A 14,144-nucleotide genomic window follows, 5' to 3' on the forward strand; every position below is an offset into this window, starting at 1 on the left:
TGTCCAACCGTAGAGCTGACAAAGACGTTCCCCAAGGGTTGATGGAATACGAAAGGCCGAGGATAACCGCGGCTGCCGCGTAAATCATCGGATCTCCATCAGACGGGGAATACAGATCCAATCAAGACATATGTCCTAGACGCTTATGTGTCGGGTATCCGACCGTTTTCTCGACGCATCGGGCTGCATACGGCAGGGTCCGAGAAGAGTGGCCAGCGGACCCTGGCCTTTCGCCGCCAAGAGGACGCTCTGTCTCCAACCTCTCTCCGACGTTCGGGGGAGAGAGGCCTCGGCGCTATCGAGGTACGGATGATGGGGCTGTCGAGGTTTCAATGCTGCGGCCGAGAAAGTCACGTGTCAGCCAAGCAATCCTGTCCGTCGCCTCGTCTAGCGCGAAATGGCCAGCATCGAGGATGTACAACTCTGCCTTCGGTGTGTCGCGCAGATAGGCTTCGGCTCCTGGCACAATGAAGGAGGGATCGTACCGACCCCACAGCACGAGGGTCGGCAGCGGTTGCGCGCGCATCCACGCCTGCCAAGCTGGATAGGATGCGACGTTCGTTTGGTAGTCGGAAAGGAGGGCCGCCTGGATGTCCCGCTCACCCGGCCGGGACAGGATCGCGTACTCGTCCATCCAGGTGTCCGGGTTGTACCGCTCCGGGTTCGGGCTGGTGCCGAGATGGCGCTGCTTGGCCCCTTCGAGGGACATGAAGGCGTCGACCTGCTCGGGATGGGCTGCGGGGTCGGCCCAGTACTGGCCGATGCCCTGCCACTTCGCTCCGAGCCCCTCCACGTAGGCGTTGGCGTTCTGGACGATCAGCGCGCTCACCCGGTCGGGATGGGCGAGCGCCATGCGGAAGCCGACCGGGCCGCCGTAATCCTGCATGAACAGCGTGTACCGCGCGAGGCCGAGTTGCGCGGTCAAGCCCTCCATCGTCGCGGCGAGGTTGTCGAAGGTATAGGTGTATTGCGCGGGCGTTGGCGCATCGCTCTGACCGAAGCCGGGGTAGTCCGGCGCGATCAGGTGGTAGCGATCGGCGAGCAGCGGCAGCAGCGGGTCCCACTGCCGGGACGACGACGGATAGCCGTGCAGCAGCAAGATCGTGGGCGCATCGCGCGGCCCTGCCTCGCGGTAGAAGATGCCAACACCATTTACCTCGACCCGATGGTAAGTCGTCGTGGCCTGGGTGGAAGGAAGCGGCTGCGGCGCTCCTTGTCCAAGCGCCAGGGCCGTCGCAGCGGCCAGGACTGTCTGTGTCGGCATAACTCATCTCCTCTGCGGGGGGAGAGATAGGGCCTTCCCGTTGGACAGGCCGCAATGACCACTTCCCACTCGACCCAATCGCAGGGCTCTCTATCGTCAAGTGCCCGGAAGCAGACCTTCCGACCTTCCGCAAAGGGTCGATAGCAACCTGAACGATGCGTCGGGTATCCGACCGTTTTCCCGATAGTTGATCTGAGCTGCCGATCGAGAGACCGAACCGGCTTCATCTTTGTCGGGAAACCCTGCCCGGCATTCTACTGTCGTCAAATCCCCTGCAGCATCGACATCGATTAGACAGCCTTTTGCCCAAGGATCTTAAGGGCGTCTGGTCTGAAGGTGCCTTTGGGATCGACGTGCCGGTAGAGGGTCTGACGGGTGATCCCAAGTTCGATGCAGAGGTCAGTGACCTTTGTCTCGGGCTGACCCATAGCCGCTTGAGCCAGTCGCAGCTTAGCCGCTGTCATCTTTGGTTTGCGACCACCATTGCGGCCTCGGGCCCGAGCTGAGGCAAGGCCAGCCTTTGTACGTTCGACAATGAGCTCGCGCTCAAATTCCGCCAAAGCCGCAAAAATCCCGAACACCAACCGACCATTGGCAGTGGTGGTGTCGATGTTGGCCCCTTGGCCAGTCAGCACCTTGAGCCCGACCCCACGCTTGGTGAGGTCATGGACGGTGTTGACGAGGTGGCGCAGGTCACGGCCGAGGCGATCGAGCTTCCAGATCGCGAGGGTATCGCCTTCACGAAGCGCCTTGAGGCAGGCGTCGAGACCGGGGCGGCTGTCGCGTTTGCCCGACGCGTGATCCTCGTAGAAGCGATCGGGTTCGACGCCGGCGGCGAGGAGAGCGTCGCGCTGCAGGTCGGTCGTCTGCGAGCCATCGGCTTTCGACACGCGCATGTAGCCGAGCAGCATGGGGAGGTGATCCTGTGAGTTGCCTGCGAGCCGTCGGTCTGGGGTCGATCGAGCACCTAGTCGCAGTGGGCATTCAGCAACCCAGTTGATCGAGCCTGTCACGCAAACGAGCGATTGCGTGACAGACACGCGCGAAACGGTCGAACCGCGCAGTTCGTGTATCATAAGCCGTCACATGATCTAAGATCCGTCAACGCGCATATAGCTTGAATATGTGACGAATTAGAGCGCAGTTTATAGAAGCCGCGACCAACTAGCTCGTAGCGACCCATTGTACCGCGGGGCACTGAGGACATAGCCTAGACGTAAACCATCAGCACGGCCGGAATTTATCGCTTACCACGCCGCGGCAGTTGGCAAACTATGATGCCGTAGGTATGATTCTCAAAATCGGTACGGACGGGTGACAAGGCCATGACATCGCAGGCGGTCAAAATCATCGACGGTGGTAAGTTGATCATTCCAGCGGCCTTCCGGCGCAAACTCGGTATCGATACCGGGGATACCGTTGTACTTGAACTGGGTGAGGATGGGCTCCACGTCCGATCGCTCTCGTCCGCAGTTCGCTTGGCGCAAGAGATCGTACGAGAGTTCGTACCCAACGAGGTCGATCTGGCCGACGAGCTTGTGGCGGAACGGCGGATCGAGGCCGAGCGTGAGTGAGCTCTTCGTTCTCGATGCTTCGGCCCTGCTGTGCTTGCTCAAGGGGGAACATGGTGCGGAGCGGGTGATCGCGAGCTTGCCGCGGGCCTGGGTCAGTGCGGTCAATCTCTCCGAGGTCTACGCCAAGCTCGCGGATGCCGGCGGTGCGGAAGTGCGTATCGCCCAGGCGATCGGTGGCTTGCACCTCCGGGTCGAGCCATTCGACGACACGCAAGCGCGTGCGGCCGGTATCCTGCGACCGATGACCAAGAAGCTTGGACTGTCGCTCGGCGACCGTGCCTGTCTTGCACTCGCTCGGCAGCGGGGGGCGACAGCCTTGACCACCGATCGTGCCTGGACCGAGCTACCCGACACGCTTGGTATCGCGGTCGAGCTCATTCGCTGACAGTTTGGGCTGAGGATTGATCGAGCGATGCCGATCCGCCGGGAGCACCGCTTTTTCTACCCGATCGACTGGCCGCAGCTCTCGGCTACGATCCGCTTTGGGCGGGCAGGTGGTGCTTGTGAGGGCTGCGGCCGGCCGCACGGGCAGACCGTCTACCATCTCGGTGATGGGCGCTGGTGGGACGCCGGCATTGGCACCTGGCGCGATGGGCAGGGCCGTCCGCTGCGCAGCCTCCCAACCATCGAGGATCTCGGCCTCATCCGTACGACGCGGGTCGTGCTGGCCGCGGCACACCGCGATCACGACACCGCCAACAACCTCGACCGTAACCTCGTGGCCTTCTGCCAACGCTGCCACATCAACCACGACCGCCCGGAGCATAAACGCCGGCGCTGGCGCACCCTGTTCCGCCGCCGGGCGATGGGGGATCTGTTCCGTGGGCCCTACCCGACTGCGAACAGATCGAGCTGAAGAGCCGATCCCTGCCGCCTGCCCCGTCGGCCACCCCGTGGAAGCGGCTTGATCACCGGTAGGGCTCCAGTCCCCCTGGCATGCAGTACGGCGCCGATGATCCGACAGCCGTCACCCGGGTGATACACGTAGGCACGGCAGCCATCGGCGTGCAGGATCTCCTGGACCACCGCCTCGTCGTCTGGACGGGCCTGCAGGGCTTTCAGCAGACACGTCAGCCCGAGCGAGGCGACGTTCGAGAAGTAGAACTCGCGCTGGTACCCGGTCCAAACTTGGCGCTGTGCGCCGACGCTGGTTCGCGCGAACGGATTGTGGGGCGCAAACACCGTACCCGCATCCAGGACGAAGGCGGCGATCGCATCGCGGTCAGCGATATGCAGCGCGGTCCGGATCGATGCGCCGAGCTGGCGCTGAGCGATAGGCACGCGATCTTGTCCTCATACCGTCACGAAGTGAGATCGACTCGAGCTACGGCAAAGAGACGATCGATCCCGGTTCAGCGCTTTTCCCAAGAAAAAGAGCTCTAAAGGTTCAAAAAGAGCTCCGGCCACGTCTGTTTGACTATGTCCTTGCGAAACAAATCGTTTTACGAATTGCGTGATGCCACAGCTTGCAGGCGTGCCCACCTCCGGGTTCGAACTTCGGGTCCTGCGTCGTCCCCGCGAGGGTGGCGGGCGTATCGAGACGCAGCGCATTCGGATCGAGGCGAACTCGGGGGATCAGGCGATCGCTCAAGGAAGGTTTCTCGCCGAGGCGATCCTCGAGGGCTGGACCGGTGTGGCCATGCTCACCAACGACGCCGGAGCCCTGGTCTGGTCGATGCGTAGGGACATGCCGCCACCAGCAGCACCAGGCATGATCTGATTGTTGGCCACCGGCTCCAGGTCGGTGTGATGAAGGCCAGAGAGATGCTGGCTCGGCACCGAGGCGCGCTCAATGCGCAGCGTCCACAGCCGCCAGGGTGTCGTCAGCGGGAGAAAGTCGGCCTCATTGAGCACGTGCTCGGCGTGGTCGCCATGCCGAACCACCATGCGGAACGGGACTTCACCTGGCAGCCCGATCAGCACAACCGTCAGGGTGTTGAAGCCGTCGTGCAGCCACGACGTCACGTCGTGGTGGAAGCCATCCTGTGTCGGATCGAACCCCTCCAACGCGGGCTGGGTCACCGCGAAGGTGTTGAGGCTGACCATAGCGCGGCTCCCCGCGCCCCACAGCGTGAGACGCAGCCGCTCCCCGGCTCGAATGTGCATGCTGTGCCCCGTTTCAAGGGCCAAACTGACCGGTTCGTAGGTTTTCCACAACGGGAACAAGGCGTGAACGGCAACGCTTCGTTAACTCTGTTGCCGGAGTGCTCCAGCTCCCATCCCGTTCACGATCCGTCGCCTGGTCTAAAATAGAACAGCCCTAAACCTCAGTCAGGCTCAGCCTCTTTCCGCGAACGGCTGACAGTCTTTGGCTCTTCGGAAAAGGCATCGATCACATCCAGCTTTCTCGCGTCCGGCTTCCGCCGCAGCTGCCCCAGCCCAAGGCTCTTGGCGAGTTCGGAGCGCTTGGCCGAGTAGCTCTCGGTCACCATCGGGTAGTCGGCGGGCAAGCCCCACTTGGCGCGGTAGGCCTCCGCTGTCAGGCCACGCAGGGTCAGGTGCCGCCGCATCGTCTTGTAGCCCTTACCGTCCTCGAAGCTGATGATCGCATCCGGGGTGATCGACTTGCGGATCTGGGCGGGCGTTAGTTTCTCGTGCTCGGGCGATGCAGCGGGATCCTCACCGCCGAGGCGGCTCAAGGCGGCATGGACGCTGGCGATCAAGCTCGGTAACTCGCCAGCTTGAACGTGATTGTTCGCGACATAGGCTGAGACGATGCCGGCCATCATCGCGATCACATCGTCGTTTTCAGCCACCACTGTTTCGTCCGGCATAAAATATACCTCCAAACAATCAAACTACACAATCCTCCATAGACGACGCAAGACAAAACAACAAGGCGCTTCCCCGATGGCTGCCGCAGTGAAGTGTGCTGCCTTTGATAGTATAGAGATTTGTTAACCATCCCGAGTTAGGCGCTGTTAACACTCATGGGGACGGGCGATGCGGGTTCTGCTGATCGAGGACGATGCGGTGGTGGCCCAGAGCATCACGTTCATGCTCAAGGCGGCCGGGCTCAACCCCTTCGTAACCGATCTCGGTGAGGAGGGGATCGATCTGGGCAAGCTCTACGACTACGACATCATCCTCCTCGACCTAACGCTGCCCGACATGTCCGGATACGAGGTGCTGCGCAGCCTTCGGGGCGCCAAGGTGAAGACCCCGGTTCTGATCCTGTCGGGCATGGCCGGCATCGAGGACAAGGTGAAGGGCCTTGGGTTCGGTGCCGACGACTACCTCACCAAGCCGTTCCACAAGGACGAGCTCATCGCCCGCATCCAGGCGATCGTGCGCCGCTCGCAGGGGCACGCGGAGGCCGTCGTGACACTGGGCGATCTGACAGTGAACCTCGACCAGAAGACCGCCGAGATTGCCGGCTTCCGTGTCCACCTCACCGGCAAGGAGTACCAGATGCTGGAACTCCTCGCGCTGCGGAGGGGGTCGACGATCACCAAGGAGATGTTCCTGAGCCATCTCTACGGTGGCATGGACGAGCCCGAGCTGAAGATCATCGACGTGTTCATGTGCAAGCTCCGGAAGAAGCTCGCCAACGCCAGCCAGGGCAAGAACTACATCGAGACGGTCTGGGGCCGCGGCTATGTGCTGCGCGAGGGTGTGAGCGAGATGCGAGCCATTGCAAGCTAACACGATCGTCCACCCCCGGTGGTACAACGCCGCCTTACCGCGGCGCGACCACCCACATGCACCAGCTCACTGTGGTGACAGCTAACCTACGGCATTTCGCGCTGACCCACGTACCAGCACTCGATCCCCTGGCCGAGCTCCTATCCACCTCTACACAGTGATGCCGAAGGGACGCTCCGGCGGAGCACGACGACGGCGATAGTTGAGCTGGGGCGGAATGTGTCGATGCCAATCCGGTACACGCAGCGCTCACTCTCGCAGAGGCTATGAGCGACGCGCAGGCGAAAGCTCGAAGCTGGGCGAGGGCTCGCCCGGCACTGCGTCGGATCAATCATTCTAGGTATTTGTTAAATATTTTATTAACCACAAGCCCCATACCGGCTTGCGGCTATCTTGAAAGCATGACATGCTGCCTCGGTTAATTTAACTATGGTCGTCTGTTTCCTTTGACGATGCGGCATGATCGCGGGCAAATCTTGTCTCGTTGACAAGGAGTGAGCCCATGCGCCGTATTGTTGCGTCTTTCGCTATCATCGCCCTCGCCGCGATCCTGCTCTTTCAGCTTATACCGCCTGCGACCCGCGGCGACCCCGTTGGGGTCAAGCTCGTGCCATTTTCGGAACTCTGGTCAGCTAGCATCGAACGCCAGACCGATCCTACAGGCAGACAGGCGACGGGGCCGCGCCTACAGCTGATTACCCGTAACGCGCAGGCACTTGGGATCGAGGAGCAGCTTCGGGTACGGACGTATATCTTTCTAGCCCTCGTTCTTTTAGCTCTATACTCCTCACTGCCGAACCGATTCCGCTTCCTCCACCCTGCCACCAATGAATCTGATCATGATTCGTCAAGGCAAACGATCTCCAAAAGTTTTGCAAATATTATATCTCATCCAGCTAATATTTTATTTTTACTCCTTATTTTAGTAGGACTAGTTGTACAAAACGACCTAATTGATACAAGCAAAGCAATTCCATACCTATTAGAATACGTTTGCTCGACCGAAAACCCATGTAATGTTCTCAGACAACCTAATTTGCTAGGTCAATTCTGATCACGACGCCCCGCCATCCGACGGGGCGTCGTAATATTTTGTACCTAACATCGAAATAACATAAACTTTTTATTCGATTATAAAAAATAACAGAGATCACACCAATGAATCTGATGCGACATAACGGTCCTAAGATCCTTCTACTACCTCTTTTAATCGTGTTGGCGGGTTACCCCGCAATCGCTCTGATCGTCCATGGCCTCGATCCGACGCTCTGGCCGTCGGAGGCGGTGTCGCCGGGGGCTTGGTTTCAGCTCTGGCACAGCTTCGATCTCGGAACGGTGGTCGAGATCTACTGGCGGATGGGGATCGGCCGCTCGCAGGCCTTTGTCGGCGGCTTCTGGCCACTTGTCCTCCTGCTGTCGCCTCTCGCTTTGATGGTTGGCTGGTGGATGGCCGGATCGGCCCCGCAGATCCAGCGCGATTCCTCGAACGTGTTCGGCTCGGCCCGTTTTGCCACGCCGGCCGAGCGCGCCGCGATGAACCGCGGTCTGGAGCTCGGCCTCGACCCAGAGACTGGGCGGGCGGTCCGCGTCGCTGTTCAGGGCACGCTTGCCAGCATCGCCCCGCCGCGCAAGGGCAAGACCACCGGCCTGCTGATCCCGAACCTTGCCTATCCCGAACCCGGAGCCTGGTCCGGGCCTGCAGTGGTGATCGACCCTAAGGGCGAGATCTACCGGGCCACGGCTGAGCGTCGCCGAGCGCTCGGCCGCCGGGTGATCTGCATCGACCCGCTCGACCTCGTCGGCGGTGAGGATCGCTGGAACCCGCTCCATGACCGCGACCCGAGTGACGTGCTCTACCTGCAGCACACCGCGCTCGCGTTGCTGCCGGAGGCGAGCGGCAACGGCGAGGCCGCGGCCTACTTCCGCAACCGGGCCGTCGACCTCATTACCGGGGCGCTCCTCGTGTGCTTGCGTAGCAGCAGCCGCACCGTCGCGCAGGTCCAGGCGCTGATCGCCGATCCCGATGCGCTCATCGCGAAGCTCGAACCTCTCCGCCCCCTTCCAGCCGCCCTCGCGGCCCTGGAGATCCTCAACGCCGATCCCAAGACCCGCGACCCGATCGTCGCCACCTCGTCGCAGGCCTTCTCGTGGCTCGCCGACCGGCGGCTGCGCGACCTCGTCGGCGCGAGCACCTTCAGCCTCGCCGATCTGGCAGGCGGCGACGTCGACCTCTTCGTGGCCGTCCCGCCCGAGTACAAGCGTCTGCTCGCGCCGCTGCTGCGGTGGTTCCTGTCGGATTTGTTCATCAGCGTCCGGCGTAATCGCCCGTCTCAACGTATACTCGTAATGGTTGACGAGGCAGCTGCATTGGGAAAGCTTGAAGAAATACTTACAGCATCCGGAGAATTACCAGGTTACGGCGCTTCTCTTTGGACCCTTTGGCAGGATCGCTCGCAGATCGTCGGGCTGTACGGCGAGGCCGGCGCGGACACGATCCTCAACACCGCCGAGATCGTCACCCTGTTCGACGTGCCGGCGGTCGATCCGGACGCGGCCGAGCGCTGGTCGCGGGCGGTCGGCGACTACACCGGCCGGGTTGAGAGCCTGACCCGGCCGGCCGAGGGCAAAGGGCCGCGCAGCATCGCGTCGACCCCGCAGGGCTTGCGCCTGCTGACCCGAGAAGCTCTCGCGAGCCTGCCGGCCAATCGACTCCTGGTGTTTCCCAACAGCACGACCTACGGCCGCCACCCGCTGCAGCTGAACAAGACTGTGGCGCACACCGATCCGCGGTTCGCCCGCCTGATCACCCCGGTGCCGCCGGTCGGGGCCAGCGCTTGAGCGGGTCCTAGTGAACGCTCACGGGGCGGTCTGAAGGTAGTCCTGCGGGATCAGAGCCTCCGCGTAGCCATGTCCGGGGTACCATTTCCGCAGTCGACCGCTCTGCCCCTCCCAGCGCATCAAGGCGTAGCGTTGCCCCGGCTGGAGGGTCCCATCGCGGGTGCTGCCGTCCGGCAGCTGCCAGCGGATCGTCAGCACCTCCCGGCCGGCGATCGTGACCGCCCCTGTCGGTGTACGGTGCAGGGCGAGCCCAACGAGCCCAACGCCGGCAACGAGGGTGAGGCCCGCCATCGCCACCGTGCCGACGCGGTAGGGCAACCGTGAGCGCCAGATCGCGAGGCGGCTCGCCGTCGCCGCCGTGATCGGGCGCGCCGGCGGGCTTTGCCCGCGCAGCGATTGCAACAGCTTGCCGCGATCCTCGGGGGTGAGCGGCGAGGACGACTCGGCCAGGGCCGAGAAACGCGCCTCCGGCCCGGCCCGCAGGAGCTTGGCGAGGTGCCGGGCGCTGGCTGCGGTCACCGCGGTGGCGGCCTCGTCGGCCGCCCGGATCGCGGCGCCATAGCGCTCCTCCAGACGATCGCGCGGCGTGGTGGCTTCGGGCCGGGGCCGCGGGGGCTGTGCCATAGCTTCAGCCCTGGACCAGCCACAGGGCGGCCGGCTTGACCACCTCCATCACCGCCAGGCGGAAGGCGGTGAGGTCGCGCAGGATGCGCCCGGCCTCGGCCGGCGAGGTCTGCGCGGCGAGGCCCGCCCGGTCGAGCTTGACGATCCCGCGCAGCCCGCCCGCGGCAAGCACCTCGCGCGCCTTGTCCTCCAGGTCGAACCCGCGCAGCTGCGCGACCGTCGCGTCACCCACCACCCGCTTCAAAATCACCGGGTCGACCGCGCCGCGCACTGCGTTGGCTACGACGAAGCGGGCCGCCCAGTCCTTTGCCCCATGCAGCAGCTTGCCCGCGTCGGCGAGCGCGCCGGCCTCGGCCGCCACGATCACGACAAGGCCGAGCTCGATCCCGCCCTCGCGCAGCGACTTTGCCTCGTCCGCGAGGATGCCGAGTAGGCTGGCGGAGGTGTTGGCACCGATGTCGACGAGCGTCGGCCCTGTCGCGGTGTACAAGGCGTTGATCACCGGATCGAGTTCAGCACGCGCGGCCTTGCCGCCACTGGCCTCGATCGCCTCCCGTGTCGCCCGCATCGGGAAGTGACGCACGCCGCCGGTCTGCGCCTCACCCGACGGCCCCTTGGCGGACCGCCCCTTGCCGGTCGCCCCCGCCTCGGCCACGAGGGATGGGAACTCGGTGAGGCGGTGGGTCGACTCGATCTCGAGGATCGCGGCATCGGGCACCGCCTCGGCAAGGCCGCGGGTGATCGTGCTCTTGCCGACGCCGCCGGTTTCCTGGGCGACGAGGAGGATGCGGGGCATGGGGTCTAGTCCTTCTTGAACAGGTGGGCGTGCCGGTCCGTCTGCATCCGGCGGATCTCGGCCTCGCTCGGGGGGGCGTCCACGCTCGGGGGGCCGTCCTCGGCCGGCCCCGGGGGACGCGGCCGCAGCTCGGGAGCGAGACGGCTAGCGCCACCGTCCCGTGGCCCGGTCGAGGATGGGGTGGGCCGGAGGCCGACGCGCGTCGGTGCCGGATCCGCATGTCCCCCCGCAGGGACCGCGTCGGCCCGTGCCCGGCGGGTGGCCTCGCGGTCGAGCCGGCGCGCGGCCTGCCGGCGGACGCTGGAGATCACGCCGGTGAGGTTGGCGGCGGTGAGGTCGCGTCCGTCGGCGGTGCGGAACCCCTGCGCGGTCAGTCCGGCGGCGATGGCGCCCCAGGTCCGGCCGCCGGCCTGCAGCGCCACGAGGGCGTCGAGGTTGTCGCGCACCAGCTGCATCAGCCCGGTCGCGGGCCGACCGCCGGGGGCGAGCTGAACGGTGCGTGCGTCCGCCGCCGCGGTGTCGCGTTCGAGGCGGCGCAGATCGAGGCGGGGACCCTTGGCCATGGCGCTGGTGTAGACCGGGCCGGGTTGCGGACGGGTGCAGCGGACCGCTCGAATGCGGGCCGGCGCGGTAAGCGCGCGTTAGGACACGGTCGGCAGCGGCAAGAGAACGGTCGGACACGGCAGCGCACGGTCGCCTGACGGCAGGAACGCGGCAAGAAGCGCGGTAGCAAGAGGGGTATCACACCACACGCACTGAAGTGCCGCGGCGTTAACCGTGGAGGCTCGTCCGCCTCGCCGATCGACCGGGAACGTGTCAGGCGTCTTCATCCGATCGCCCGCAAAGCAGGTACGCCGATGGCCGACCAGGTCAAGCTCACCCTCACCTTGGAAGCTTCCCTCGCCGCCCGCCTGAGCGCCGCGGCGGCCGAACAGAGTTGGTCTGCCGAGGACCTGGCAGCCGAGTGCGTCGTCCAGCACCTAGAGGTCGCGATCCGCCACAAGGTGCTGATCGAGCGCCTGGAGCAGGTCGACGCGGCCATCCTCGACATGGCGCAGACGGTCGGCGAACTCGGTGCGCCGTCGGCTGGCATCGACCTGACCAAGGTCTGTCGCTACCGCCAGCAGGGCGGAGATGATGATGCGAGCGCGGATCCGGCCGCGTGACCGCGTCGCTGCATCGGCTCGGCGCAGGGCCGGCAGCCGGGTTGTACTACACCAACGACGGCCAGCGCGAGGCCCGTCCGGACCGGCGCGACGATTACTACGCTAAGGATGGCGACGGAGTTTGGTGGAGCAGCGGCGGGACGGTCGTGCGCCATGGCGCGGCGATCGATGCCACCTCGTTCCGCAACCTGTGCGCCGGATACCATCCCGGGACGGGCAAGCCGCTGGTGCGTGGCGCCGGCCCCAAACATTGGGCTGGCCAGGACTGCACACTGACCCCCGGGAAATCCGTTTCCGTTCTGTGGATGGCGGGCACGCCGGAGCAGCGCGCGGCGATCGAGGCTGCCCATCACAGCGCGGTCGAGCGCGCGCTCGCCTTCGTCGAGGCGGAGGGCCTTGTCAGTGTCCGGACCGGCGCAGGAGGAGTGGAGCGACATCGGCCGAGCGATTTGATTATCGCCCGGTTCGATCACTATACCACCCGCGAGGGTGATCCTAATATTCATACACATTGTGTCTTTATAAATATTTCCGGAGCCCCGACACATGCGATGTCCAGGCGATATAAATCGCAAACGCATCTGACCATTGAGGTCGAGCAACTCTACGCTTATCAGGTTTGCGTCGGGGCGGCGTACCGGGCAGCCCTGGCGGAGGACCTGCATCAGCGGTTTGGCCTGCACTACCGTGAGGCCGGGCGCGGGCAGTGGGAGGTCGCTGGTCTGCCGGAGGCGCTGCTGGCAACCTTCTCCAAGCGCTCGGAGCAGATCCTGGATTACGCCGGTGCCGGGGCGACGGCCGCCCAGCGCGAGGTCGCCGCGCTCGCCACCCGCCGGGGCAAGCACGAGTTGCCGACCGGCTTCGAGCTGGAGGCGCGCTGGCGCGACGAGCTCGCCGTGGGCGCGATCGATCCATGGCTGGCCGTACGCCACCCGGGACGCGATCCGACCTTGGCGATCGCTGCCGAGCATGAGGCCGATCGAGAGACACCATTCGACCCGCCCGAGGTCCCCGGCGACACCCCGGTGGCTCAGGCGGCGTCGGCGCTGTTCCGGCATGAGAGCGTCATCACGCGCAAAGATCTGCTCCAGCGCAGCTTCGAGATCGCGGGTGTGCAGGGACTCGGGATCGGGGTGATCGAGGCAGAGCTCGCCAACCTGCAGCGGGACGGCACCCTGCTGCCGTTGGCAACGGCCGAGATGGTGCCGGGGGCGAGCGCGTGCTGGACCAGCCCAGGCATCGCCGCCTGCGAGGCTGCAATGTTGCGCGCGGCCGATCGCCCATTGGAACGCACCTGGATCGCTCCCGAGGCGGTGGCCGCGGCTCTGGCCCAGGACACCCGCCTCAGCGCGGAACAGGCCGAGGCCGTACGTCACGCCGCCGGCCCGGACGGGGTGTCGCTGCTTGAGGCCGGTGCCGGCACCGGCAAGACCACCACGGCCGCGGTTCTCGTCGCCGCCGCACACAACTCTGGGATGCGCGTGATCGGTCTGGCGCCATCCTGGGTCGCGGCCGAGGAGCTCGGACGATCGACCGGGATCCGGGCGCAGGCGATCGCACGCTGGCGCCACGACCGCGCCCGGGCAACGCGATCGAACGCCGAGCCCGGGACCGACGCCGCGCCCCTCGACCGCGACATCCTGGTGCTGGTCGACGAGGCCGGCATGGTCGGCAGCAGGGACCTGGAGGCGATCTTGAGCGCGGCGCAGGCGGCCGGCGCCAAGGTGGTGCTGGTCGGAGACCGACGGCAACTCGCCTCGGTCGCGGGTGCCAGCGGCTTGCGGGCGGTGGCCGAGGTGATCGGACGTTCGGCGGTGCTCGGCGAGGTGCGTCGTCAGGTGGTGGACTGGCAGCGCGCCGCCTCGGTACTGATGGCGCGCGGCGACGCCGAGGCGGGCCTGCGCGCCTACGTGGCCGAGCGCCAGGTCGAACTCGTTGCAGGGGCCGAGGCGGCACGGGAACGGGTGATCAGGTCGGGTCCAAGTTGCCCTTCCGCCCGCAGGACCGCCCGCCCCCGAACGTTCAGGGCCGCCGCATCCACGTTGCGCCGGGCGACGATGAGCACGTCGTCACCGTGGACCGCGCCCTGCTCGGTCCAGGTTGCGATCACCCGTTCCCGTGCCCCCTCGCCCCCTGCAACGAGTTCGACCTGGCGCTCGGCCACGTCCGCCCGCAGGCCCGCCCCGGCCTCCCCGCCCCCCACCCGTACCCAGAGATCCGCAGCGCCTCGCGCAGGG

General features: G+C 65.2%; 16 protein-coding genes. 8 read left to right on the forward strand and 8 right to left on the reverse strand.

The features are described 5' to 3' along the window. Nucleotides 1-295 precede the first annotated feature (295 nt). Both MKK60_RS00225 and MKK60_RS00230 read right to left on the reverse strand, forming a co-directional pair. Nucleotides 296-1,264: an alpha/beta fold hydrolase gene (locus MKK60_RS00225; RefSeq protein ID WP_243983418.1), complete on the reverse strand. Its 969-nt coding sequence runs from the start codon at nucleotides 1,262-1,264 to the stop codon at nucleotides 296-298. Nucleotides 1,265-1,554: 290 nt separating this feature from the next. Beyond that, a complete protein-coding gene (locus MKK60_RS00230; protein ID WP_243983419.1) occupies nucleotides 1,555-2,175 on the reverse strand; it encodes a recombinase family protein in 621 nt (206 codons plus the stop codon). 414 nt (nucleotides 2,176-2,589) lie between these two features. On the opposite strand from MKK60_RS00230, the gene MKK60_RS00235 reads away from it, so the two are divergent. Genes MKK60_RS00235 through MKK60_RS00245 form a run of 3 tightly spaced genes read left to right on the forward strand, consistent with a single transcriptional unit; the run spans nucleotide 2,590 to nucleotide 3,694 of the window. Then, nucleotides 2,590-2,838, forward strand: coding sequence for an AbrB/MazE/SpoVT family DNA-binding domain-containing protein (locus tag MKK60_RS00235; protein ID WP_243983420.1), 249 nt, complete (start codon nucleotides 2,590-2,592; stop codon nucleotides 2,836-2,838). Then, nucleotides 2,831-3,223 carry a type II toxin-antitoxin system VapC family toxin gene (locus MKK60_RS00240; RefSeq protein ID WP_243983421.1) on the forward strand — a complete coding sequence of 131 codons (393 nt, stop codon included), beginning with the start codon at nucleotides 2,831-2,833 and terminating at the stop codon, nucleotides 3,221-3,223. The genes MKK60_RS00235 and MKK60_RS00240 overlap by 8 nt, the downstream gene beginning before the upstream one ends. Before the next feature lie 27 nt (nucleotides 3,224-3,250). Further along, nucleotides 3,251-3,694: a hypothetical protein gene (locus MKK60_RS00245; protein WP_243983422.1), complete on the forward strand. Its 444-nt coding sequence runs from the start codon at nucleotides 3,251-3,253 to the stop codon at nucleotides 3,692-3,694. Here MKK60_RS00245 and MKK60_RS00250 read toward each other — a convergent pair. The 3 genes from MKK60_RS00250 to MKK60_RS00260 form a co-directional block, all read right to left on the reverse strand. Further along, on the reverse strand, nucleotides 3,667-4,119 hold the full coding sequence (locus MKK60_RS00250) for a hypothetical protein (RefSeq protein WP_243983423.1): 453 nt from the start codon (nucleotides 4,117-4,119) through the stop codon (nucleotides 3,667-3,669). The genes MKK60_RS00245 and MKK60_RS00250 overlap by 28 nt on opposite strands. Nucleotides 4,120-4,425: 306 nt before the next feature. After that, entirely contained in the window at nucleotides 4,426-4,884 is a 459-nt protein-coding gene (locus MKK60_RS00255; RefSeq protein ID WP_243983424.1) for a hypothetical protein, read from the reverse strand. Nucleotides 4,885-5,105: 221 nt separating this feature from the next. Continuing rightward, on the reverse strand, nucleotides 5,106-5,612 hold the full coding sequence (locus MKK60_RS00260; protein WP_243983425.1) for a MucR family transcriptional regulator: 507 nt from the start codon (nucleotides 5,610-5,612) through the stop codon (nucleotides 5,106-5,108). Nucleotides 5,613-5,781: 169 nt separating this feature from the next. Between MKK60_RS00260 and ctrA the strand changes: the two genes are divergently transcribed. The 3 genes from ctrA (at nucleotide 5,782) to MKK60_RS00275 (ending at nucleotide 9,321) form a co-directional block, all read left to right on the forward strand. After that, a complete protein-coding gene (ctrA, locus tag MKK60_RS00265) occupies nucleotides 5,782-6,483 on the forward strand; it encodes a response regulator transcription factor CtrA (RefSeq protein WP_243983426.1) in 702 nt (233 codons plus the stop codon). A gap of 502 nt (nucleotides 6,484-6,985) precedes the next feature. Further along, nucleotides 6,986-7,537 carry a hypothetical protein gene (locus MKK60_RS00270; RefSeq protein WP_243983427.1) on the forward strand — a complete coding sequence of 184 codons (552 nt, stop codon included), beginning with the start codon at nucleotides 6,986-6,988 and terminating at the stop codon, nucleotides 7,535-7,537. 302 nt (nucleotides 7,538-7,839) lie between these two features. Then, a complete protein-coding gene (locus tag MKK60_RS00275) occupies nucleotides 7,840-9,321 on the forward strand; it encodes a type IV secretory system conjugative DNA transfer family protein (RefSeq protein ID WP_243983428.1) in 1,482 nt (493 codons plus the stop codon). Between the two features lie 18 nt (nucleotides 9,322-9,339). Here MKK60_RS00275 and MKK60_RS00280 read toward each other — a convergent pair whose 3' ends face one another. Genes MKK60_RS00280 through MKK60_RS00290 form a run of 3 tightly spaced genes read right to left on the reverse strand, consistent with a single transcriptional unit; the run spans nucleotide 9,340 to nucleotide 11,304 of the window. After that, nucleotides 9,340-9,945 (reverse strand): hypothetical protein, encoded by a 606-nt coding sequence (locus tag MKK60_RS00280; protein WP_243983429.1) that lies wholly within the window; start codon nucleotides 9,943-9,945, stop codon nucleotides 9,340-9,342. Between the two features lie 4 nt (nucleotides 9,946-9,949). After that, nucleotides 9,950-10,741, reverse strand: coding sequence for a chromosome partitioning protein (locus tag MKK60_RS00285; protein ID WP_243983430.1), 792 nt, complete (start codon nucleotides 10,739-10,741; stop codon nucleotides 9,950-9,952). 5 nt (nucleotides 10,742-10,746) lie between these two features. Further along, nucleotides 10,747-11,304 carry a hypothetical protein gene (locus MKK60_RS00290; RefSeq protein ID WP_243983431.1) on the reverse strand — a complete coding sequence of 186 codons (558 nt, stop codon included), beginning with the start codon at nucleotides 11,302-11,304 and terminating at the stop codon, nucleotides 10,747-10,749. A 294-nt stretch (nucleotides 11,305-11,598) separates the two neighbouring features. Here MKK60_RS00290 and MKK60_RS00295 point away from each other — a divergent pair, with 294 nt between their 5' ends. Then, nucleotides 11,599-11,907 carry a hypothetical protein gene (locus tag MKK60_RS00295; RefSeq protein WP_243983432.1) on the forward strand — a complete coding sequence of 103 codons (309 nt, stop codon included), beginning with the start codon at nucleotides 11,599-11,601 and terminating at the stop codon, nucleotides 11,905-11,907. Further along, the coding region (gene mobF / locus MKK60_RS00300; protein WP_243983433.1) for a MobF family relaxase at nucleotides 11,904-14,144 on the forward strand (2,241 nt) is incomplete at its 3' end. The genes MKK60_RS00295 and mobF, both read left to right, overlap by 4 nt.

The sequence above is a fragment of the Methylobacterium sp. J-092 genome, assembly GCF_022829325.1.
GTDB lineage: Bacteria > Pseudomonadota > Alphaproteobacteria > Rhizobiales > Beijerinckiaceae > Methylobacterium.